Here is a 21,486-nt window from a genome sequence, read left to right as displayed (position 1 = left end):
CGATAGATCACCATCAATGCAGGGAGTCTATTATATTACACGTTTGGTCCGCGCCGCCGATCAGTAATGTCTGCGTCCGCACCCCATTCGCCGTCTGTTGGATACCGTTCACCAGCTCACCGCCCGTCACGCCCGTAGCGCTAAAGAGGATATCGTTCCCCCTCACCAGTTCATCGAGCGAGTACACACGGTTAACGTCAACGCCCATTGCCTTGCAACGCTTGCGCTCCTGCTCTGCAATCTGCCGATTTTCCGTGTAATCCCCTTTAGCCTGGCAAAAGTCAATCAGCTCGGCCTGCATATCCCCGCCTAATGCTTTAACGGCACAGGCAGAAATCACGCCTTCTGGCGCACCGCCGATGGTGTACATCACATCGTAAGGATTATCCTGCCAGCAGGTCAGCACGCTGGCGGCGACATCGCCATCCGGCAGGGCAAAAACCTTCACGCCCAGCTGTGTTGCTTCCTCAATCGCGGCACTCAGGCGCGGTTTATCCAGCGTAACCATGCGCAGCTTATCCAGCGGTTTGCCTAACGCTTTCGCCACGTTGCGCAGGTTGTCCGTCAGAGGCAAAGACAGATCAATCGCGCCCGCCGCCAGCCGATTAACAACCAGCTTTTTCATATACATATCGGGCGCATGTAACAGGCTATCTCGAGGGGCGAAAGCCATGACCGCCAGCGCATTGCTCTGCCCCATCGCCACCATCCGCGTGCCTTCAATGGGATCAACCGCGATATCGACTTCTGGCCCATCGCCTTTGCCCACCTCTTCGCCAATCCACAGCATCGGCGCATGGTCAATTTCTCCTTCGCCGATAACCACTCGTCCACGAAAAGCGACGTCGTTTAATGCCTGGCGCATCGCGGTGACCGCCAGGCCATCAATTTTATTTTTGTCGCCACATCCGGTTTGCGGCCAGGCAGCCAACGCTGCCTGTTCCGTAACGCGAAATAATGGCCACGCCAGGGACATCATTGCGCGGCCTCCCCGATATCAACGCCAAATTGTGCCAGCAGATATTTCTCGGCCTGTTCATTCCAGATGCCGTGCGTTTCCTCAACCAGCCGCGCCAACTCTTTAAACAGCGGATCGGTTTTGCCTTTTTCGGCAAAATCGGCAATGGCAGTGAGCGGCATGGTCACGCCGTTATAAATGAGTTTTTTACCGCCAGGGATATCCGGCAGATTGAGCACGGTTTCTGGCACCGCATCCAGGCCACCGATATGGGTCACCATAAACGACGGCTGTAACTGCCCAGTGGCGCTAAGGGCAATCGCCTCTTTCATGTCGTCCGTTGAACCGCCAGATGTACCGACGACGTGCGTGCTGTTGTAATGGACGTTGTAGAAATTAAACGGCACTTTGAAGTTTTTATCCGTCGGCCCGGCAAAGAAGTTCAGACAGCCATCTTCCGCCAGTAATTCATCAGCCATCTCAACGACAGCAGGCACCGCCGCATAAACAAAAATGTCATCGAACCCGGCATCTCCTGTCAGCGCCCGCAGCATCTGGACAGGATCGCTCATCCCTTTGGTATTCACATACACCAGCTCAATGCCTTTACTGGCCGCCAGTTCCACCGGCAGCAGCTTCTGTACCTGCGCCAGACGTTTGTCGTCGATATCGACCACCACCACCCGCGACGGTTGTATGCCGCCGTTAATGGCGTAATCGATAGCGCCAATGCCCATCGGACCTGCACACGCCAGCAGTGCAATATTGCCGCCAGGTTTGACGCCCATGCGATGCTCATAAACATATTGCGTGGTGTGATAATTGGCATGATAAGCACCAATAATGCAGCACATAGGCTCTGCCAGCGACGCCGCAGCAAAATAAGAGCCGTGATACGGTAATACGCAGCCCAAATTAATGGCGATTTCGGGAATAATCATATAAGTGGCATTGCCGCCAAAATATTCGTAGCTGTAGCCCGCTGAATATCCGCTTGGTAACCCCATCGCCGGTTGCAATACAAAACGCTGGCCTTTTTTATATTTGCCAGTGAGATTTTTACCCACTTCGACAATAACCCCGGCACATTCATGCCCGGTAATGACCGGATGATTTTCTAAATCGTCGGGTACGCGTTTATGTTCACTACCGAGTAACGCCGCTTTCCAGGTCGATAAACAGACGCTGTCAGAAATTACACTTACCAGTAATTCATTATCGGTAATTTCTGGCAGTTCAAATACGCGCAGACGGACATCCCGCTTGCCATAAATAGCAGCAACTTTGGTTTTCATTTTTACCTCTGTAATCAGTGTTTATGTTCGGCGGTTAATTGATTAAATAAAGTGTCGAGTTTTGGATCGCCAATATAGTTATTAATCAATATCAGTGGTTTATCCGTCACACGTTTCACGCGCCCTTCCAGACTGGCATGAGTAACGACGATATCCGCATCCGCAGGCACGTTTTCTATGGCGTAATGTTTTACTTCAATTGCCAGCCCCGCTTTTTCCAGGCGTTTACGGAAGGTGGTCGCGCCCATCGCACTGGAGCCCATCCCCGCATCGCAAACAAAGGCGATACGCTTAACCCTGCTTAACGAGAATGCACCCTCTTGTTTCATCGCCTTAACCGCATTGGCTGACTGAGCAAACTCATCTTCGCTCTCCGTTTCCACCGTTTTTTCCATCTTCAGTATCAGCGAAGTAATAGCAAAGGACACCAGGGTACCTACCGTAACACCGGCAATTGTCGCCAGGAACGAGCCTTTCGGCGTCAGTGCCAGGTAAGCAAAGATAGACCCCGGACTTGGGCCAGCCACCAGACCACCGTCCAGTAAGTTAAACATCCAGGTGCCAGACATACCGCCCGCAATCATGGCAATAATGGTCAGCGGCTTCATCAGCACATACGGGAAATACAGTTCGTGGATCCCACCGAGGAAGTGAATAATCATCGCCCCGGGCGCAGAACGTTTACTCATCCCTTTACCAAACAAGGTAAACGCCAGCAGCAGCCCCAGGCCCGGACCTGGGTTAGAGGCCACCATAAAGAAGATGGATTTACCGTTAACCGAAGCCTGTTGCATTCCCAGCGGATAATAGACGCCCTGATCGATCGCATTATTGAGGAAAAGCACTTTCGCCGGTTCATTGATGACTGACAACAATGGCAGATAACCCGCATGTACCAGCGCCTCAATACACTCTTTGACGAAAGTATTGGCAATTAACACCGCCGGGCCGATCACTTCAAAACCCAGCAGACAAAGGAGCATCCCCGCGATACCTAATGAGAAGTTATTGATAACCATCTCAAAACCAGCAGGTATGCGTTTTTCCAGTGCCTTATCAACATATTTTATGACCAGCCCACCGAGCGGCCCCATAATCATTGAGCCAAGGAACATCGGGATCTCTGCGCCGACGATCACACCAATAGTACCTATTCCGCCCATGACCGCGCCGCGTTTACCGCCGACCAGATGACCACCGGTAGAACCAATCATCACGGGCAATAAATAGGTAATCATCGGGCCGACAATTTTGGCGAAATGTTCGTTAGGCAGCCAACCGGTGGGAATAAATAACGCAGTAATAAAACCCGGTAATGACTCTAACTTATTGATAGTGTTTTATGTTCAGATAATGCCCGATGACTTTGTCATGCAGCTCCACCGATTTTGAGAACGACAGCGACTTCCGTCCCAGCCGTGCCAGGTGCTGCCTCAGATTCAGGTTATGCCGCTCAATTCGCTGCGTATATCGCTTGCTGATTACGTGCAGCTTTCCCTTCAGGCGGGATTCATACAGCGGCCAGCCATCCGTCATCCATATCACCACGTCAAAGGGTGATAGCAGGCTCATAAGACGCCCCAGCGTCGCCATAGTGCGTTCACCGAATACGTGCGCAACAACCGTCTTCCGGAGCCTGTCATACGCGTAAAACAGCCAGCGCTGGCGCGATTTAGCCCCGACATAGCCCCACTGTTCGTCCATTTCCGCGCAGACGATGACGTCACTGCCCGGCTGTATGCGCGAGGTTACCGACTGCGGCCTGAGTTTTTTAAGTGACGTAAAATCGTGTTGAGGCCAACGCCCATAATGCGGGCTGTTGCCCGGCATCCAACGCCATTCATGGCCATATCAATGATTTTCTGGTGCGTACCGGGTTGAGAAGCGGTGTAAGTGAACTGCAGTTGCCATGTTTTACGGCAGTGAGAGCAGAGATAGCGCTGATGTCCGGCAGTGCTTTTGCCGTTACGCACCACCCCGTCAGTAGCTGAACAGGAGGGACAGCTGATAGAAACAGAAGCCACTGGAGCACCTCAAAAACACCATCATACACTAAATCAGTAAGTTGGCAGCATCACCCGATTCATCATGGCCGTTTATAGTACCGCAGTCTCTCCCCTTTATTTTACTGACGAGCAGACAGAAACTATAAAACCGGCGTTGACATGCCGGGGAAGCCCTTATAGTACAATAATTTTCGATATCCAAACTGACCCCTATAAGGGTTAACCTGCCGCGATTTTCCTTTATAGAGGATCTGGCAAACCTGCTGGTCCTTAATCGCCTTCTCAAAGGCCGCAAGCTGCGCGTGAATATCCCATTTTTCTTTTCGCTCGGCCTCGTTACCGAGGATCATAATATGGTTTTCCTCCACCCGTGACTCCAGTTTCTGCCAGAATTCACGGCCTTTATCAGGAAAATAGTCATCCACATTCAGGAAGTTAGCAATGACGTGATGCAGCCCCGGGCCGGTGTGTCCCTGCGGGGTATGAATAAGCCGGTACAGCCCGTTTCCGGTGTACTCCACAATCGGCGAGAGTGCATTCAGATCGCGATAGACGGTGCGCTCAGTAATATTAAATTTATGCATCAATGCCTGGCGGTTAACCACGCCGTGTAAATGAAGCTCCAGCAGAATATCTACCAACCTTTCAGCCGAGCGACTCCTGGTCGGAATTGTCATATAGCTTTCCCGTGATCTAAAACATTGCTGTGAATTACGCCGGTGCGGGCTGACAAAATATGTCAGTGCAAAAAACGGCGTGAAAATTTGTCTTAGGTTATAACGGCCAGATTAGGGATAAACATTAGTTATTTTTACAACGAGGGGATAAAAGCGAGGGGCAGATCGGATCCGCCGGGGCAATCTCCCCGGCAGAGTGGTGAATTAGCGTTCGAGTTCGGAATCGATAATAGAATCCGGCAGGGGGAGTTCGGTCGGGACGTTAAGCCAGTCGGACTTACCGTAAAACACGGCGTTGATCTGCGTGTTGTAGAGCAGGTGGGTACGAAAACGGTGGAACAGCTGTTTGTCAGGCGCGAAATCCGTTTGCCAGAACTGGTTCAACGGCCCCTGCCAGGTTAAGCCTTCGATGTCATACAGCGCTTTGCCCATCACCTTGAGCGGCTTGTTGTGGATCAGCGCCGACAGCCCCGCAGTGCTGTTAACGGTGATCACCCCCCGGGTATGGGTCAGCAGGGCGGGCAGGGAGAGATCGTGGATATAGATCACCCGGTCTGTCGTAATGCCGTACTTCTCGCACAGCGTATTAATCAGCACACCATAATAGCGGTGACCACGATCCATCGGGTGATGCTTGAACACCAGATGGTGTTCTTTCGGCGCATGGCGGGCAAAGGAGCGGATCACGGTTTCGATATAGTCACGCACATCTTTATACGGGCTGTGGTGAATAATCTGGCTGTCGTTGTAGACCTGCAAAATCGCCAGGTAGTACGCGTTGTCCAGCGTTTCGGTGATATGGCTCAACATGTGGCGCTGCTTCCAGCGATACCACAGCTTACGACGGCCGGCACGGACCCAGCAGCGCATCTCATACCACGGGGAGAATGACTTGTGGTGGCGGTAGCCGCGATAGCGATGGCGACCAAACCAGCCTGCCGCGTAGTAGAGCATGGCGTGGGCGGCACGGTTAAAGGCGCTGGGCTTCCATGGCGTCGGGGTTTTCAGCTCCGGCAGCGGCTGCTCGCGATAGTATTTCGCATCGATGGGCATCGAGGAGAAGGCGTTCACGCCGCCTTTTTCCAGGGTGATATAAAATGGCCGGAAATACCCCTCCTCAAAGACGAGAAAGTCGATGGCTTTACCGCGCGCCCACTTCTTCGCTTCGACATGCATCGGGCGGCAATCCCCGAAACAGACGATGGTGTCGAAGGCGTACTCTTTGTGCAGATCGCGCAGCCAGAAGGCAAAATTTTTCACCGGGCCGGTGTAGTGCAGCGACGTCTCTTTTGCGGCATACCAGGCGTCTCCGGCATTAAAGCAGACCTGCTTCACTTCGCGGTGGCTGTGCTGCAGCCAGGTCGCCAGACGTGCAAAGCAGGGGCCCATCGGTCCTTGTAATAAAAGATATCGGCGGCCATTTAATAAATGGCGTATGGCTTGCTCTTCCATTTCTTTTCCCAGATCCGTTCCGTTGATGAGACAGGTGATTAACGGCTTGATGACCGCTTTTCTTTAATACATCAGGATAAATCGTTCGCTAGCGAAGCGTCTGCGCGAGATAGCTCAGTTTTAACTGCCAGCGCTGCCAGCGGCTGGCTTTTTGCGATGAGGAGTGACCCTGCGCGGCCAACTGGCGTATCAACTGCTCCGGGCTCATCCACAGCCCGCTCTGCCAGTCGATATAGCGCGGATAGGCCACCAGGGTCAGATAGACCAGCGCCGCCAGTGGCAGAGGGCGCTGACGACGCGGGGCAGGATGTCTGTCTTCGGTCAGTCCCCAGCCGCTGTAGAACGGCTGGCCCCAGGTGGTGACGTTCACCCCCTGCACCAGCGCTTCAAAGCCGCTCAGCGACGTCATGGTGTGCAGCTCATCCACATGGGGATAGAGACTGGTCAGGCCGAGATCCAGCACCTGGCTGTCAACGCAGTGGGCCAGACATTCGGCAGAGATAGCCCCGGCCCGGTTGCCCGCCACCACGTCCGGGTGCGGTTTAAAGAGGATGTGCGCCTCCGGTCTGGCGTCACGTACCGCCCATAGCAGCGCTTCGTTGCTGCGGATAACCGGACTGCCGGTGAGGATCGAGGCATCGCCATCCACCTGGCCCACCACCAGCACCAGCGAACGGCCATCAGCAGGTGGGGTGAACGGTTTGATGGTGCCAACGTTATATTTGCTCACCCCATGCTGGCGGAGCAGATCCACCAGCGTCTCGCCGCGAGCCAGCTCCTGGTCGGTAAGCTCATGCTGATTTAGCAACTGCTCCAGCCCGCTTGGACGGCGGCTGTCGAAGTAGATCCCCACCGGGTCGATGGAGAGCGACGAAGGGCGGCACAGGTTTGAGCCCAGCCCCCGGGAGCGGATAAAACCATCTTCCACCCGGATGGCGTTCTGGCGTTCAGGATGGCGGCTGCCCCACACCAGCACCTGTTCGTCGTCGGCCAGCGTTTCAGGCAGCTTGCGCACAAAGCGCAGCTCTTCGGCCAGCGGCTGGCAGAAGGCGCGCATAAAGGCGCGCTTCCACAGCGAGAAGCCCACCATATAGAGGCGGCGATAGCGCGGGGCTGGGCTCTGCTGACCGGCAATAATGTCGAGCACCTGTTCCACTTCGCAGCGCTGGCCCAGGATCGGGTCCAGATAGCGCGGGTAGAGGATCAGCGCCGCAGCCACCAGCTGGGGCAGGGCGATCGGCCCCTGACGGCGCGGGCAGGTTTTGCTGTCGTGGGTCAGCCCCCAGCCCGCGTAAAACGGCATGCCGAAGCAGTGGACCGCTTTCCCGAGCAGCAGCGCTTCAAAGCCCATCTGGGAGGAGACGGTATAAACCGCCTCTACGCTATTCAGCAGGGCGTGGGGATGGCAGTGTTCGGCCACTACCTCCACGTCGTCCAGCGCCAGCCGCGCCAGCACGCCGCTTTTTTTACCCAGCCGGGTATCCGGGTGAGTACGCAGCAGCAGGCGGGCATCGGGGTGATTACGGCGGGCCGCCGCCACCATTGCGACAAAATCCTCTTCGCTTGCCAGCGCACCAGGAATGGAGAGATCCCCTGCCACTTGGTCAATCAGCAGCACTTTAGGGCGCGGGTCGCTATGCAGGCGGGCCGTCAGCGTATCCGGCAGGCCGCTATCTGCGGTATAGCAGTTGTACTTGGTGATGCCGAGACGCAGCAGTTCAGCTGTGAGCGTTTCGGCACGCGCCAGCATGCTGTCATCGCAGGGGGTCGCGATCAGCTCTTCAAGGCGGCTCGGCTGGCGGGCATCGTAGTAAATTCCCACAGGATCGGCGATCAGGGAGACGGCTTTGCCCCCCCTGGCGGGATGGCCAATATACCCGATAAAGCCATCCTCAAGCTGCCAGTACGGCAGGCCTAGATCGTGGGCTTTTTGTCTGATTTGGCGGGTATTGGCTTTTTGGCCCCAGCCGACCAGGACATCGTCTTGCGCCAGTTCTGTGTTGGTTTTAAAGGCGTGTAACGGGTGGCCCAGCATCGGCTCAAGCTGCGCTTTTCGCGCCAGGATCCCGGCTGAATCTGTATAGAATGTCATGTGCGCTCTGTGCATCAGAAAACGCCCCGCGTCACTGCGGGGCGTGGGACTCAGAAGTACTCTGCGTCAGGGAAGGATTTGGCAACGCTGTCTTTGGCGGAGGTGAGGATCTCGCTGTCGATTTCTGGCCAGGTAATACCAATGGTCTCATCGTTCCAGCGGATGCCGCGGTCGCTCTCCGGCGCGTAGTAGTTGGTGGTTTTATACAGGAACTCTGCGGAGTCGCTCAGGGTCATAAAGCCGTGGGCGAAACCTTCCGGGATCCACAGCTGGCGCTTGTTCTCGCCAGACAGATGCACACCCACCCACTGACCGAAGGTCGGGGAGCTTTTACGGATATCCACCGCCACGTCGAAGACTTCACCCGCCACGCAACGCACCAGTTTGCCCTGCGCATGTGGCGCCAGCTGGTAGTGCAGGCCACGCAGAACGCCTTTTGAGGATTTAGAGTGGTTGTCCTGCACGAAGTTGACGCTGCGGCCAATGGCAGCTTCGAACTGCTGGTGGTTAAAGCTTTCGAAGAAAAAGCCACGGTCATCGCCAAACACTTTTGGCTCAAAGATAAAGACGTCGGGGATTGCGGTCTGAATTACGTTCATGATTACGGCCTGATTGATAAATGGGGCATGACGCCCCAGGTGTTAATGGTGACTACTTGAGCATTTTCAGCAGATATTGCCCGTAAGCATTCTTCGCCAGCGGCGCAGCTAACTTGCGCACCTGGTCGGCATCGATAAACTTCAGACGGTAAGCAATCTCTTCAGGACAGGCCACTTTCAGCCCCTGACGGGTTTCAATGGTCTGGATGAAGTTGCTGGCCTCAATCAGGCTCTCATGGGTGCCGGTATCAAGCCAGGCATAACCACGGCCCATCATGGCGACCGACAGATCGCCCTGCTCAAGGTAGATGCGGTTCACGTCGGTGATTTCCAACTCGCCGCGCGGGGACGGTTTCAGGCTTTTGGCAATCTCAACCACGCGGTTGTCATAGAAGTAGAGACCGGTTACCGCATAGTTGCTCTTCGGTTCCAGCGGTTTCTCTTCCAAGGAGATCGCGGTGCCTTCACGGTCGAACTCCACCACGCCATAACGCTCAGGATCGTGTACATGATAGGCAAAGACGGTGGCGCCCGCAGGTTTGGCTGCGGCGGCTTCCAGCTGTTTTTGCAGGTCGTGGCCGTAGAAGATGTTGTCGCCCAGCACCAGCGCGCAGTCGTCGCCGCCGATAAACTCTTCGCCGAGGATGAAGGCCTGCGCCAGGCCGTCCGGGCTTGGCTGCACTTTGTACTGCAGGTTCAGGCCCCACTGGCTGCCGTCGCCCAGCAGTTGCTCAAAGCGCGGCGTATCCTGCGGGGTGCTGATGATCAGGATGTCGCGGATACCGGCCAGCATCAGGGTGCTCAGCGGGTAGTAGATCATCGGCTTGTCGTAGATTGGCAGCAGCTGTTTGCTCACCGCCATGGTGACCGGATAGAGCCGAGTCCCTGACCCACCGGCCAGAATAATACCTTTACGCTTGTTCATAATCCTTCATTTCTTCTGTTTTGCTCCGGATGACGTCGAACCGCCATCCGGCATCTGTTTGATTGCTGTAGAGGGAGCTAAACGCGTCGCTCCCTGACAAAGGTCCGTGTCGATAAAACAAGGCATGCATAGCATACCCTGATGCATTTACTTTCCAAGGGTTTCGGCAAGCATGCGATCGACGCCGAGGGTCCAGTCCGGCAGCGTCAGCCCGAAGGTGCGCTGGAACTTGCTGGTATCGAGGCGTGAGTTATGCGGACGTTTCGCCGGCGTCGGGAACGCGCTGGTCGGCACTGCATTCACCTGGTTGACCGCCAGCTCAACGCCTGCCGCCCGTGCAGTCGCGAACACCCGCTGGGCATAGTCGAACCAGGTGGTGGTGCCGGAGGCGATCAGGTGATAAAGGCCGGCGACCTCCGGCTTATCCTGGGCGATACGGATCGCATGCGCCGTGCAGTCGGCCAGCAGCTCTGCCCCGGTCGGCGCGCCAAACTGATCGTTGATCACCGACATTTCGCTGCGCTCTTTGCCAAAGCGCAGCATGGTTTTGGCGAAGTTAGCGCCACGAGCGGCATAGACCCAGCTGGTGCGGAAGATCAGGTGACGGGAGCAGAGCGCAGCCGCCTGCTCGCCCGCCAGCTTGGTTTCGCCGTAGACGTTCAGCGGCGCGGTCCGGTCTGTCTCCACCCAGGGTTTTTCACCGCTGCCATCGAAGACGTAGTCGGTGGAGTAGTGCACCAGCCAGGCGCCCAGCGCATCCGCTTCTTTAGCGATGGCGGCTACGCTGGTGGCGTTGAGCAGCTCGGCAAAGTCGCGCTCGCTCTCGGCTTTATCCACCGCGGTATGGGCGGCGGCATTGACGATCACGTCCGGCTTCAGCAGACGCACGGTCTCAGCCACGCCTTCAGGGTTACTGAAGTCGCCGCAGTAGTCGGTGGAGTCAAAATCCACCGCGGTGATGCGACCCAGCGGCAACAGCGCGCGCTGCAGCTCCCAGCCCACCTGGCCATTTTTACCGAACAGCAGAATATGCATCAGTTACGCTCCTGATAGTTCTTCGCGATCCAGTCTTGATAACTGCCGCTTTTCACGTTGTTGACCCACTGCTGGTTATCCAGATACCACTGCACGGTTTTGCGGATACCGGAATCGAAAGTTTCCTGCGGCTGCCAGTTCAGCTCATGGCTCATTTTGCTGGCATCGATGGCGTAGCGACGGTCGTGGCCCGGGCGGTCAGTCACGTAGGTGATCTGGTCGCGGTAGGAACCGGCCTTCGGCACCATCTCGTCGAGCAGGTCGCAGATGGTGTGGACCACGTCCAGGTTCTGCTTCTCGTTATGGCCGCCGATATTGTAAGTCTCGCCCACCACGCCGGTAGTGACCACGGTGTAGAGCGCACGGGCGTGATCTTCCACATACAGCCAGTCGCGGATCTGATCGCCTTTGCCGTAGATGGGCAGCGCTTTGCCATCCAGCGCATTGAGGATCACCAGCGGGATCAGCTTCTCAGGGAAGTGATACGGGCCGTAGTTGTTGGAGCAGTTGGTGACGATGGTCGGCAGACCATAGGTACGACGCCACGCGCGCACGAGGTGATCGCTGGAGGCTTTCGACGCGGAGTACGGGCTGCTTGGCGCGTACGGCGTGGTCTCGGTAAAGAGCGGCAGCTCACTACCCGAACTCACTTCATCCGGGTGCGGCAGGTCGCCATACACTTCGTCGGTGGAGATGTGGTGGAAACGGAACGCCTGCTTGCGGGATTCATCCAGCTCGCTCCAGTAAGCGCGAGCCGCTTCCAGCAGCGTGTAAGTGCCAACGATATTGGTTTCGATAAAATCAGCCGGGCCGGTAATGGAGCGATCCACATGGCTCTCGGCGGCCAGATGCATCACCGCATCCGGTTTATGGGTGGCAAAGACCCGATCCAGCTCTGCACGATTGCAGATATCCACCTGTTCGAAGGCGTAACGGTCGCTCGCTGCGACCTCGGCCAGCGATTCCAGATTGCCCGCGTAGGTAAGCTTATCAAGGTTGATCACCGCATCCTGCGTATCCCGGATGATATGGCGAACAACAGCAGAACCGATAAAACCGGCTCCACCGGTTACAAGGATTTTCATAAGCGATTTTTACTTTTCTATTGAATGAAATGGTCACCAGAACACAATCTCTGCTATCCGTTCAGACCGTGTTTTAGCGGCAGGCAGTCTGAAATACAACGCCTGTTACAGGGTGGAAATCATTATTTCCCTTGCCGTCCCGTTTTTAACTGATTAACGAGTACGAGTATTCCTTCGCATTTTTCGCCAGCGTCTGACGTTTTTGCCCGGAATTCACCAGCAGCGCCAGGGTATCGATCCACTTCTGTGGATCGTTATTCAGCAGCACGCCATTGATATTTTGCTCTATAAAGTCACTGTAGGGCGCGCAGTTGCTGTAAACCCCCACTGCGCCCATGCGAACGAAATCATAAAATTTTACCGGCCCGCGCGCCATATTAAATTCTGACGCCAGTAACGGCGCCAGACCGATATCGATTCGGTGATGCTGGGTGTAATCCAGATAGTTCTGCCAGCTCATGGGATGCAGTACCGTCACGCGCGGCAGATCGCGATAGAGCTTATAGATTTCGTGTTCGCCAAAGATTTCGAAGCTGGCCTGCGGGCACTGGGCCAGCACCCCGCCCATCACCTCGCGCAGCCAGTACTTTTCGGCCTGGTGCGAGCTGGAGCCGTGGTAAGCAATTTTTACCGGTTGCTTAACGGCCAGCAGCAGCGGCGTGGGCTGCGCGGGCACCACATCGGGGTTGAGGTGGGCATATTTACTGGCCAGGTAGGGCGTCGACACCCAAATACTGTCGCAGTGCGAGGTGATCCAGCGATGCTGGGCCGCAGAACGACGAATGATCTTCGTCCGGTAGGCTTTGGGTAGCGCCCCTAACGCGGACGGGTCAAACAGATCGTCATCCATGAAGTAGACCACCTGTGAGAGATCGTCGATGTTGCGCGCAATTTCGCGCTGCCACTCGGCGGAGATAAAGCGGATAACCACAATGGCCGCCCCTTTATCCACGTCGATAGTGGGCGTGGTTAAGGTATCCACCAGCTGACAGACCGCGCCGGGAAAGCGACTCCGGATGGCCGCTTCAAAATAGGCCAGCGTCGGTGAATTCCCTTCATGCAGAATCAACAGAGAGCGGCACGTCCAGTTGTCAGCAGGCGTCTCGCTGCTTTGCTTATGCAACTTCAGATACGGTTTAAAGAGTGCCTTTCTGATCAGTTCGTCCATGGCAGCACCACATTAGGAGCATGACTTAATGAGAAATCGGGTCGGTCATAGCTCAGGTTGGGATTGTATGCGGGATCGTGTGTGAGCCGCTGCGCCCAGCGTTTTTTCATATAGCGCAGCTCACCCTGGGAGCGTGCCAGCTGTTCTGGCGTGACATCTTTGCCGCGGGAGACCGACTCGTGGTGATACAGCTCGGCAAAGGGCGTCCAGACGATACGCCAGCCAGCCTCGCCGACCCGCAGACAGTAATCCACATCGTTAAAGGCCACCGGCAGGTTAACTTCATCTAAGCCGTTAAGGGATAAAAAGAGCTGGCGATGGGTGAGCAGACAGGCCGCCGTTACGGCGGAGAGCTCCTGGGCGCTCACCGCCCTGCGCTGGTAGCCGGGTTCATCGGCGGCCAGCCCACTGTGAAAATGATCGGCGCAGCCACCCGGCCCGACGGCATCGCCCGCATGCTGGACCCGGCCATCGCCGTAGAAGAGCCTTGCCCCCACGATGCCGACGCCCGGGCGCAGCAGGTGGGAGACCATCTCATCCAGCCACTGCGGGTTAATCACCTCGGTGTCGTTATTGAGCAGGCAGATAAGCTCGCCCGTGGCCTCGCGCACGCCCGCATTGTTGATCGCAGAGTAGTTAAACGGATGGTCCCAGGCGATAACCCGCACCCCGTACTCCCGGGTAATGTAGCCAAAATAAGCCAGCGTGTCGGGATCGTCGCTCTGGTTATCCATCACCATGATTTCGATATTCGGGTAGCGGGTGTGCTGCACCAGGCTTTCGATACACGGCCTGAGATGCGCCAGTCCGTTGCGGGTGGGGATGATCACCGACACCCGGGGAAGCTGTTCCGGCAGCGGCCAGCGCCAGCGGCAGATGCCGTGCGGAGCTGACTCCAGCGTTACCCCGACGGGTAAATCTTGCAGCTGGTTTGCCAGGGTTTCGTAGCCATCGTGCTGCACCAGCGCGTCCGGGACGTGCATCAGCAGGGCGGGGATATGCGCGATATCTTTGGGCGCGAGCTGCCGGGCCAGCTGCAACCAGCCGCGGTAGTTTTCACCCCCGTCCTGCGGGATGGCGAAGGTACCCTGTTCCCGCCAGAGGCCACTCCAGCCGACATAGTTCTGGCTGTGCAGCAGGGTTTCGTTCCAGTCCGGTTTGAAGTCCGGCGAGTGGCGTTTTCCTTTTTCATCCAGCAGATCGTGATCGCCGTAGATCCATTTTGCCTCTGGCGTCTGGCGCAGCTGGTGCGCCAGCCACACTAATGCGGCCGGAGCGAGTTCCGTCCCAACCGGAATGGCCCACTGCCATTCTCCCTCTGGCCTTACACTATCAGAGGGGTGCTCCAGCACGGTGATATGCGTGGCCGGGTAACAGAGCGCCGCGATGCTTTCGAGCGTGCGCTGGCGTGATGCCTCATCGCCGCCGTTTACCAGATGCAGGCAGACGCGGGGCAGGTTGCCCCAGCGGGCCAGCAGGCGATCGATCAGACGGCGTTCACCGGGCTGCACGATATCGAAATTCGCCAGCCAGTGTTCATAGGCGTGCAGCGGCCTGTCGTCGCGGATTTTGCCCACCAGCGTGTAAGCCTGCTGTAAATCGGTAAACCACAGGTGCCACGACAGCCCCAGACGCTTGCGCTTTTGTGCATTCAGGCGCTGATAAAAAGGCCACACCCGGCGCAGACGGCGCCAGAGGCTGTTTGCTGCCGACACCTGGGCAAAACGGGCAATGTTAAGCTCACATTCCGCCCCTTCGCTGCTGGCGAGCAGCCCCACCTGAGTGGCGCCCACCGGCAACCAGACCAGCTCCTGCAGGGTTCCGCGGCGGGTGATAGGCAGGATCTGCTCATGCCAGATGCCCTGACACTGCCAGCGCAGGCGGGTTTCACCCCGCGGCTGACGGGCACGCAGGGTGCCCTGGATCAAAAACCAGCCCGCACGGGATAAAGAAGAATCTGGCAGCGCCAGAGGGTGCCAATGGTAATCGCTTTGCATGAGTGGATTCACTACCCGGAAGCGGGTGAAGCCCGCATCTGACTCCTGTCGAAATAAAAAACGTAGATTAGCCGATTAACTTTTTAACGCGGGTCGCCAGCCAGGAGTCGCTTTTCTGTGGACTCTCTTCTGCGGGTAAGGCATCCAGCTGCGCCTGTATTGCTGCCATTTCGGCTTTGACTTTAGGGGCCAGAGCCGCCGCCAGCAGGCAGGTTTCGTCGTTGCGATCGTGGGCTTTGAAATAGGCTTTGTGTTTGACGCGCCTGGCCGTGGCGGCGCTGCCACGCAGATGCTTACCGAGCAGGAACTCTTCCAGAGACTTAACCACATAGTGGTTAACCCGCATCTTTCCCCAGATGACTTCCTCGCTGACGCCGCTGCCATGTTTTGGATGTAAGACCAGATCGTTGCCCAGCGTATCGATATAGCGACCATAGCGCAGTTCGGCGTGATGAGGATTGTTAAAGTGAATCACGCTGTTAGGCCTGACGATGCTCTTAAAATTCTTATTGGCATTAAACAGCTGAGGGGCACGCTGGGTGAAGCGTTCGGTCACTAAACCCTCTTCAGCAAACAATTCCCCGTTTGAGCCAAAGTTCGACCAGTTCAGGGCGACAGCACTGACGGAGGGATCGCTAAACCATTTGTCCAGGCTGGCGGCAATGCTTTGTTCAGGATCGAGTGGTACCAGGAATTCGTCGGCATCAATAAAGGCCAGTAAATCGATATCTGTGCTACAAGTGCGTAAAATACGTTCGTAAGCGGGTAACTGCGGTTTTTGCCCCTCGACATCAGGAAAATCCAGCACGCTTACGATGCCCAGTTTTTCCAGCCCATCAAGAAAAGCACGCGAACCATCATTACTGCCATTATCCGCAATAATAAATCCGCTAACCCCTACGACCCTGTGGTATGCAATCCACTCAAGCAGGGCATCCATTTCGTTTTTAATAATTGCGGCGACAAATAATTTCAAAATGAATTCTCAATTAAAAAATGTGTGACAGTATTAACTGTACGCATTGCTAATAAAGAGGGGAATATCCCCTCTTTTTCAGGGCATTTCAATCTGAGCCAAAAAGATCACGGGTATAAACTTTGTCAGTGACATCAGCTAGCTCGCGAGCCATCCGGTTGCAAAGAATCACATCACTGATGGCTTTAAATTCACCGAGGTCACGAATGACCCGGGAATGAAAGAAGCTATCCTCTTTGATGGTTGGCTCAAAGACGACGACTTCGATCCCTTTGGCTTTAATCCGCTTCATGATCCCCTGGATAGCGGAGGAGCGGAAGTTATCGGAACCGGCCTTCATCACCAGACGGTGGATACCTACTACCTTAGGCTTGCGGGCAATCACGCTGTCGGCAATAAAATCCTTACGGGTGGTATTCGCATCGACGATAGCGCGGATCAGATTGTTTGGCACCTCCTGATAGTTGGCTAACAGCTGTTTGGTGTCTTTAGGCAGACAGTAACCGCCATAGCCAAACGAAGGATTGTTATAGTGCGTGCCAATACGCGGGTCCAGACCAATGCCTTCGATAATCTGACGGCTGTCTAACCCATGCGACTGAGCGTAGGTATCCAGCTCGTTGAAATAGGCAACGCGCATGGCGAGATAGGTATTGGCAAACAGCTTGATCGCCTCGGCTTCGGTACTGCCGGTTAACAGCACCTGCACATCCTGCTTAATGGCACCTTCTTTCAGCAGATCGGCAAAACGTTGCGCACGTTCGCTGCACTCACCCACGACAATACGTGATGGATACAGGTTGTCATAAAGCGCACGCCCTTCGCGCAGGAATTCCGGGGAGAAGATCAGGTTCTCGGTGCCAAACTCCTGGCGCATGCGTTCGGTAAAGCCCACAGGGATGGTGGACTTGATGACCATAATCGCATGCGAGTTAATGCTGATCACATCGCGAATGACGGCTTCGACGGTACTGGTATTGAAGTAATTCGTCTTAGGATCGTAATCAGTCGGCGTGGCGATAATGACAAACTCGGCGTCCTGGTAGGCTTCGACTTTATCCAACGTGGCCCGCAGATTAAGAGGCTTGTTGGCTAAGTAGTCTTCAAGTTCTTTATCGGCTATGGGGGATTGGCATTGGTTAATCTTTTCGACTTTTTCGGGTACTACATCAAGTGCAATCACTTGATGATGCTGGGATAATAATACGGCATTTGAAAGGCCGACATAACCAGTTCCAGTAATGGTGATTTTCATTAAATTACTTCTTTTAATATGAATGTCTATTTTTTGAATGTATTAAAGATTGTATAAATTCACATAATTCTTCAATGTTAATTTCCCATGCCCTATGTCTTTTAGGTTTTGCAAAATCAATAGCGCTTCCAAGTAAAACACTTAAGTTCAAACCTTTCATTGATGCAATTAACAAGTCATCAGGAAGGTAGAAATTTGAAGGCGCACATACAACAACATTTGTAGAAGATTCTGAAAATGCTGAAAGGTACAATTGACTACCGACCGGGCCAACGATGATTTGTGCGTTTTTTATAACAGCTAGTTGAGCATCAATATCCAATAACTCTGGAGATACAATTTCGAAACCTAGGTTTTTTAATCTGCTTTCTAGTTCTTTTTCATTGGATAACGGCCTATCTGGAACGTTGCTTCGGCTTAAGTACACATAACTTTTAATGTCGTTATCAGAGGCCACTTGGTTTCTTAATTTTTCGTAAACCTCAGCTTGATGCTGTGAGCCCCAATGATGGGTTTTATATGAAATATCAGGAACAAAAACTTTTTCCAGAATAGCATGTTTTGGTGCGAAGACAATGTTATCCTGATTGATACCAAATTTATTTAGTAAATTGAGGGCGTAAGGTTTGATAGAATCCTCATAAATAATGTATTTGAGGTTTTTTTTTATTTCTTCTGGTATGTACTTAATAGCCCATAATCTTGAAAGTCCTTCTACTAGAAAATGACCAAAATGATGATGAATACTGCCAATGAAATAATAGTCTCCGTGTAATATAATCGGAGGAACTGATGTTTCGTTGGAGTAGTAATACTTACCATCCTCATAATCAACTAAATTCCTAGGAAGAGTATTTGAACCATCCAAAACACCGAGCGAAGAATTTAATATTGAATAATTACCTGTAAGTAAGAGCTGACCGTTGTCGTGATATATTGAGTCTCTATTTTCAATCCTTCCGCCAAAAATGTGAGCATTGTGTAATTTGTTTAAAGCTATTGGCTGAAATCTACTCGTGTGAATTTTATTCCAGACATTACTCTGAGACCAGACATGAGGAATCATTATGGCTAGTGTGTTTTTTTTAAACTCATCAGGCACGAGAGGAATAGTTTTTATAAAGTGACATTCAGAGGGGTTCGTAGCCAAAGGCAACCCAAAGTGAAAAGACACGTCCCAGCTACTTGAGAAAAATTCATCTAATGTATTAACTGATGGCAGATTATTGATTCTGTTACAAACAATTTTATTCATAAGCCACCATTGAAGTGATATTGCTTATATTCTGGTGATGTGCATATTTTTTATATAGAGATAGATACTGTTCGCTCATCCACTCCGTAGTATTAGTTTTTCCAGTGCTTGCTTGCCATTTGTTTAGCTTTGCAATTTTTTCATTATAAATTTTATAGTTAGTAACTGCCCTAATTAGTTGGATTTTACATTCATTAGAATTGATATCGCTACTCACAAGCCAACCTGCTCCAGATTGTTTAATTCTATGACCTACAGCCCCTAAGTCTACACCTAATACTGGAATGCCAGCAGCCCACATTTCAGTAAGGGTATGACAGAAAGTTTCTGGCCATAAAGACAGTACTATACCAATATGAGGTTGAATTTCTTTTATTTTTTCGACAACATCATCGCGTGTATAAGTTCCGTGGTGAATGCCTAACCCATTGAGTTCTGGAGCTACCTTACCTAAAAAATGAAATTCAAGAGTGTTTTCTTTGTCTTCTTCTATCATTTTTTTTATGAGTAATGCTCCTTTGGCTACTGATATATTTCCAGGAACAATCACTTTTATTTTCCCAGGAGTGGAATCAAGCCTTTTCCCGGGATGCATTATAGGAAAATCTCGGCCATGGGGAATGACTGCAAACTTTTTCTCAAGCTGTGGAAATATTTCACATATTTGTTGTTTTGCTGAGTCATCTGTTGTGATGATGGAATCACAATATGATAAGAAATCATTAAACTGCTCGCGCCATCTATAAATATAATTATTTTTTAGGTTGATTATTTCGCCTTCTTCCCAAAGGGCGGCCTTACAGTCTTTACTCTTATTGTTACATGTGCCAGCGCAATACTTTCCTGACTCATTGCTCAATGTGACTGTTGGGCAAAGAGAATAAAAGTCATGCATTGAATAAATGACGGGCACATTCATTGATTTTGCGATGGACGAGAGATTTAAACTATGCCAGGCAATATGCCTAATATGTAGCAACTCTATTTTGTATTTGAATAATATTTCGGCGACGATGATATCGTATTCTTCAGAGCGATGTTCTAAGGCATTAATAGAAACGCCTAAGTGAGTTTCCTCGAGGGTTTGTAACTCCCCATTTACCAGTTTAGAGAGGTAAATAGTTGATTTATCGCATCTTAATAAGAAGCAGCTATATTTGTCTGAAATTGCACGCATTAAATCCAGGTTGGTTTGTGGAGTTCCGCCTGTGGTTGTAGATATAACAAATAAAGCTCGTGGCAAAACCACGTTATCTTTTGCCAGCGCTGCTCTTATATTCGAGCGTAAAAGCTGGAATTCAACATCATGGAATCTTGTTATTAATTTTTTATATTCTGGATAGTCAGAGCGTAATTGTTTGGCTCCATCTTCCATAAGTTTAATTTTATCGTCTTTAAAACTCTGGCTTCTTTTATGATATACAAAGGATTTATCACAAATGAGATTACTCCACCCTGCGCGAAATGCTCTCATGCATAAATCATTTTCTTCCCCATAGCCTATTGGGTACTTTTCTTCATCAAACAGGCCAAATTTATTCAGGAAGTCCCTTCTGATATAAAAGCAAAAACCATTTCCTGTTGGAACAGTAATATGATTGCCAAAAGTATTTTGTGTGACCAGACGAGCATGCTCTTCCTGAGTTAAACCCGTTTTTATCTCATTGTATTTACCAATCTCTGGTACGGAAAATGCACCAGAATTATCGGAAAGAGCGGTGACGGTTGCTACTTGATTTCTAGTATATGCAACGTATTTTAATGAATCTAACCAGCGGTGTGTTGTCACAGTATCACTATTGAGTAACACAACATCATTATCATTACTCAATTGTATTGCTTTATTTACTGTTTTTGTATAACCAAGGTTAACAGGATTGGTAACATGGGTGAAACCATATTCTTTATTAAATTCATGAAGCAATTCTGATATTTTTTTATCAGGGCTGCAATCATCAATCATCAATACTTGCACGTCGCGACTTAATGTTTTGACTAGCGAATTTAAACAATCTTTGACCGCTTCATAAGCATTGTAAATAGGAACTATAACGGTAACATTTCTTATCTGTCGAGAGTTAAAAAAGTCTATGTATCGCGAGTTATAAACGTTTTTGCGAAACTCACTTTTATATATTCTATTACTTTTGTTGAGGGATATATTAGTCCCGGAAAACTTTAAATCAATGACAGAACCATTTTTTAAAATACCCTCCTGGAATGACAGTACGAATCCAGCGCATTGTCCGGGAAGCCCTTTCCTGATAAGATCGCCTCGGCTTTTATCCGTTTTGATTTGCATAAGGAAATTGCTATCAACGTAAATATCAATAGATACAGGTTTTCCCGGATGCATCTCATCTATAGCCCAACCGCGTAATTCCGTGGTCGAAAGAGAATCAAAATAACCTCGGCAGCTGGTAGTATTCTTTAACTGTGGGATATTATTAATTTTTATGGGATTATTTTTAAGATTGTTATTGGCTACAATTTTACACAGTTCTGTTAAATTTGTTATTTCTTTATAATTATCGATGTTAAATGTCGATGAAGGTTTTCTTTTAAGATAGAAACCATATTTAATATAGTGCTCAACAGGATCAATACCAGTTTTAACTACATCAGGATATTCTTTGGCGTACCAGAGTGGATCAACTAAACCGATGGAAGCTACTTCGTTTAATAAATTTGAATGAATCATTGTCTCGCCC

General features: G+C 51.9%; 16 protein-coding genes and 1 pseudogene. All 17 read right to left on the bottom strand.

The features are described from left to right. Positions 1-13 precede the first annotated feature (13 nt). The 17 genes and pseudogenes from glpX to ACU8XX_RS04540 all read right to left on the bottom strand — a co-directional run bounded on the left by glpX (position 14) and on the right by ACU8XX_RS04540 (position 21,476). Complete coding sequence (gene glpX, locus ACU8XX_RS04620; RefSeq protein ID WP_000987283.1) at positions 14-979, bottom strand: class II fructose-bisphosphatase; 966 nt, start codon at positions 977-979, stop codon at positions 14-16. Further along, a complete protein-coding gene (locus ACU8XX_RS04615; RefSeq protein ID WP_000853247.1) occupies positions 976-2,253 on the bottom strand; it encodes a zinc-binding dehydrogenase in 1,278 nt (425 codons plus the stop codon). The genes glpX and ACU8XX_RS04615 overlap by 4 nt, the downstream gene beginning before the upstream one ends. Before the next feature lie 14 nt (positions 2,254-2,267). Continuing rightward, a pseudogene (cmtA, locus tag ACU8XX_RS04610) lies at positions 2,268-3,563 on the bottom strand (PTS mannitol transporter subunit IICB); the annotation flags it as partial. A 16-nt stretch (positions 3,564-3,579) separates the two neighbouring features. Next, positions 3,580-4,277, bottom strand: a protein-coding gene (locus ACU8XX_RS04605; protein WP_103215986.1) for an IS1-like element IS1A family transposase whose coding sequence is annotated in 2 segments (ribosomal slippage) — positions 3,580-4,028 and positions 4,028-4,277 — 699 coding nt in all. Because the reading frame shifts where the segments join, the coding sequence is not laid out codon by codon here. Positions 4,278-4,399: 122 nt separating this feature from the next. Continuing rightward, positions 4,400-4,936, bottom strand: a complete 537-nt coding sequence (locus ACU8XX_RS04600; protein WP_112034150.1) for a helix-turn-helix transcriptional regulator — start codon at positions 4,934-4,936, stop codon at positions 4,400-4,402. 204 nt (positions 4,937-5,140) lie between these two features. Further along, on the bottom strand, positions 5,141-6,388 hold the full coding sequence (locus ACU8XX_RS04595; protein ID WP_016240566.1) for a capsule biosynthesis protein: 1,248 nt from the start codon (positions 6,386-6,388) through the stop codon (positions 5,141-5,143). Positions 6,389-6,476: 88 nt separating this feature from the next. Beyond that, a complete protein-coding gene (locus ACU8XX_RS04590) occupies positions 6,477-8,480 on the bottom strand; it encodes a capsular polysaccharide biosynthesis protein (RefSeq protein WP_032180186.1) in 2,004 nt (667 codons plus the stop codon). 50 nt (positions 8,481-8,530) lie between these two features. Beyond that, the gene (gene rfbC, locus ACU8XX_RS04585; protein ID WP_032175613.1) at positions 8,531-9,079 is read right to left on the bottom strand and encodes a dTDP-4-dehydrorhamnose 3,5-epimerase; all 549 of its coding nucleotides are present in this window, start codon (positions 9,077-9,079) and stop codon (positions 8,531-8,533) included. Between the two features lie 52 nt (positions 9,080-9,131). After that, positions 9,132-10,004, bottom strand: a complete 873-nt coding sequence (gene rfbA, locus ACU8XX_RS04580) for a glucose-1-phosphate thymidylyltransferase RfbA (RefSeq protein ID WP_032175614.1) — start codon at positions 10,002-10,004, stop codon at positions 9,132-9,134. A 147-nt stretch (positions 10,005-10,151) separates the two neighbouring features. Then, a complete protein-coding gene (rfbD, locus tag ACU8XX_RS04575) occupies positions 10,152-11,039 on the bottom strand; it encodes a dTDP-4-dehydrorhamnose reductase (protein ID WP_032175616.1) in 888 nt (295 codons plus the stop codon). Next, complete coding sequence (rfbB, locus tag ACU8XX_RS04570; RefSeq protein ID WP_032175617.1) at positions 11,039-12,124, bottom strand: dTDP-glucose 4,6-dehydratase; 1,086 nt, start codon at positions 12,122-12,124, stop codon at positions 11,039-11,041. Before rfbB ends, rfbD begins: the two co-directional genes overlap by 1 nt. 145 nt (positions 12,125-12,269) lie before the next feature. Next, entirely contained in the window at positions 12,270-13,292 is a 1,023-nt protein-coding gene (locus tag ACU8XX_RS04565; protein WP_032175619.1) for a glycosyl transferase group 1 family protein, read from the bottom strand. Further along, entirely contained in the window at positions 13,280-15,289 is a 2,010-nt protein-coding gene (locus ACU8XX_RS04560; protein WP_094314099.1) for a glycosyltransferase family 2 protein, read from the bottom strand. The genes ACU8XX_RS04565 and ACU8XX_RS04560 overlap by 13 nt, the downstream gene beginning before the upstream one ends. Positions 15,290-15,356: 67 nt before the next feature. Next, a complete protein-coding gene (locus tag ACU8XX_RS04555; RefSeq protein WP_032175620.1) occupies positions 15,357-16,265 on the bottom strand; it encodes a glycosyltransferase family 2 protein in 909 nt (302 codons plus the stop codon). Between the two features lie 88 nt (positions 16,266-16,353). Next, positions 16,354-17,520 (bottom strand): nucleotide sugar dehydrogenase, encoded by a 1,167-nt coding sequence (locus tag ACU8XX_RS04550; protein WP_061360545.1) that lies wholly within the window; start codon positions 17,518-17,520, stop codon positions 16,354-16,356. Between the two features lie 13 nt (positions 17,521-17,533). Beyond that, positions 17,534-18,775 (bottom strand): glycosyltransferase family 61 protein, encoded by a 1,242-nt coding sequence (locus ACU8XX_RS04545; RefSeq protein WP_032175622.1) that lies wholly within the window; start codon positions 18,773-18,775, stop codon positions 17,534-17,536. Beyond that, entirely contained in the window at positions 18,768-21,476 is a 2,709-nt protein-coding gene (locus ACU8XX_RS04540) for a glycosyltransferase (RefSeq protein WP_160458695.1), read from the bottom strand. The genes ACU8XX_RS04545 and ACU8XX_RS04540 overlap by 8 nt, the downstream gene beginning before the upstream one ends. Positions 21,477-21,486: the final 10 nt, after the last annotated feature.

The sequence above is a fragment of the Escherichia sp. MAL-1 genome (assembly GCF_052948035.1).
This window is presented reverse-complemented; position numbering and strand designations above follow the sequence as displayed.

Bases quoted from the DNA above. Each gene is read 5' to 3' on its own strand.
- glpX (WP_000987283.1), bottom strand. From the start codon at position 979: ATGATGTCCCTGGCGTGGCCATTATTTCGCGTTACGGAACAGGCAGCG.
- ACU8XX_RS04615 (WP_000853247.1), bottom strand. From the start codon at position 2,253: ATGAAAACCAAAGTTGCTGCTATTTATGGCAAGCGGGATGTCCGTCTG.
- ACU8XX_RS04600 (WP_112034150.1), bottom strand. From the start codon at position 4,936: ATGACAATTCCGACCAGGAGTCGCTCGGCTGAAAGGTTGGTAGATATT.
- ACU8XX_RS04595 (WP_016240566.1), bottom strand. From the start codon at position 6,388: ATGGAAGAGCAAGCCATACGCCATTTATTAAATGGCCGCCGATATCTT.
- ACU8XX_RS04590 (WP_032180186.1), bottom strand. From the start codon at position 8,480: ATGACATTCTATACAGATTCAGCCGGGATCCTGGCGCGAAAAGCGCAG.
- rfbC (WP_032175613.1), bottom strand. From the start codon at position 9,079: ATGAACGTAATTCAGACCGCAATCCCCGACGTCTTTATCTTTGAGCCA.
- rfbA (WP_032175614.1), bottom strand. From the start codon at position 10,004: ATGAACAAGCGTAAAGGTATTATTCTGGCCGGTGGGTCAGGGACTCGG.
- rfbD (WP_032175616.1), bottom strand. From the start codon at position 11,039: ATGCATATTCTGCTGTTCGGTAAAAATGGCCAGGTGGGCTGGGAGCTG.
- rfbB (WP_032175617.1), bottom strand. From the start codon at position 12,124: ATGAAAATCCTTGTAACCGGTGGAGCCGGTTTTATCGGTTCTGCTGTT.
- ACU8XX_RS04565 (WP_032175619.1), bottom strand. From the start codon at position 13,292: ATGGACGAACTGATCAGAAAGGCACTCTTTAAACCGTATCTGAAGTTG.
- ACU8XX_RS04560 (WP_094314099.1), bottom strand. From the start codon at position 15,289: ATGCAAAGCGATTACCATTGGCACCCTCTGGCGCTGCCAGATTCTTCT.
- ACU8XX_RS04550 (WP_061360545.1), bottom strand. From the start codon at position 17,520: ATGAAAATCACCATTACTGGAACTGGTTATGTCGGCCTTTCAAATGCC.
- ACU8XX_RS04545 (WP_032175622.1), bottom strand. From the start codon at position 18,775: ATGAATAAAATTGTTTGTAACAGAATCAATAATCTGCCATCAGTTAAT.
- ACU8XX_RS04540 (WP_160458695.1), bottom strand. From the start codon at position 21,476: ATGATTCATTCAAATTTATTAAACGAAGTAGCTTCCATCGGTTTAGTT.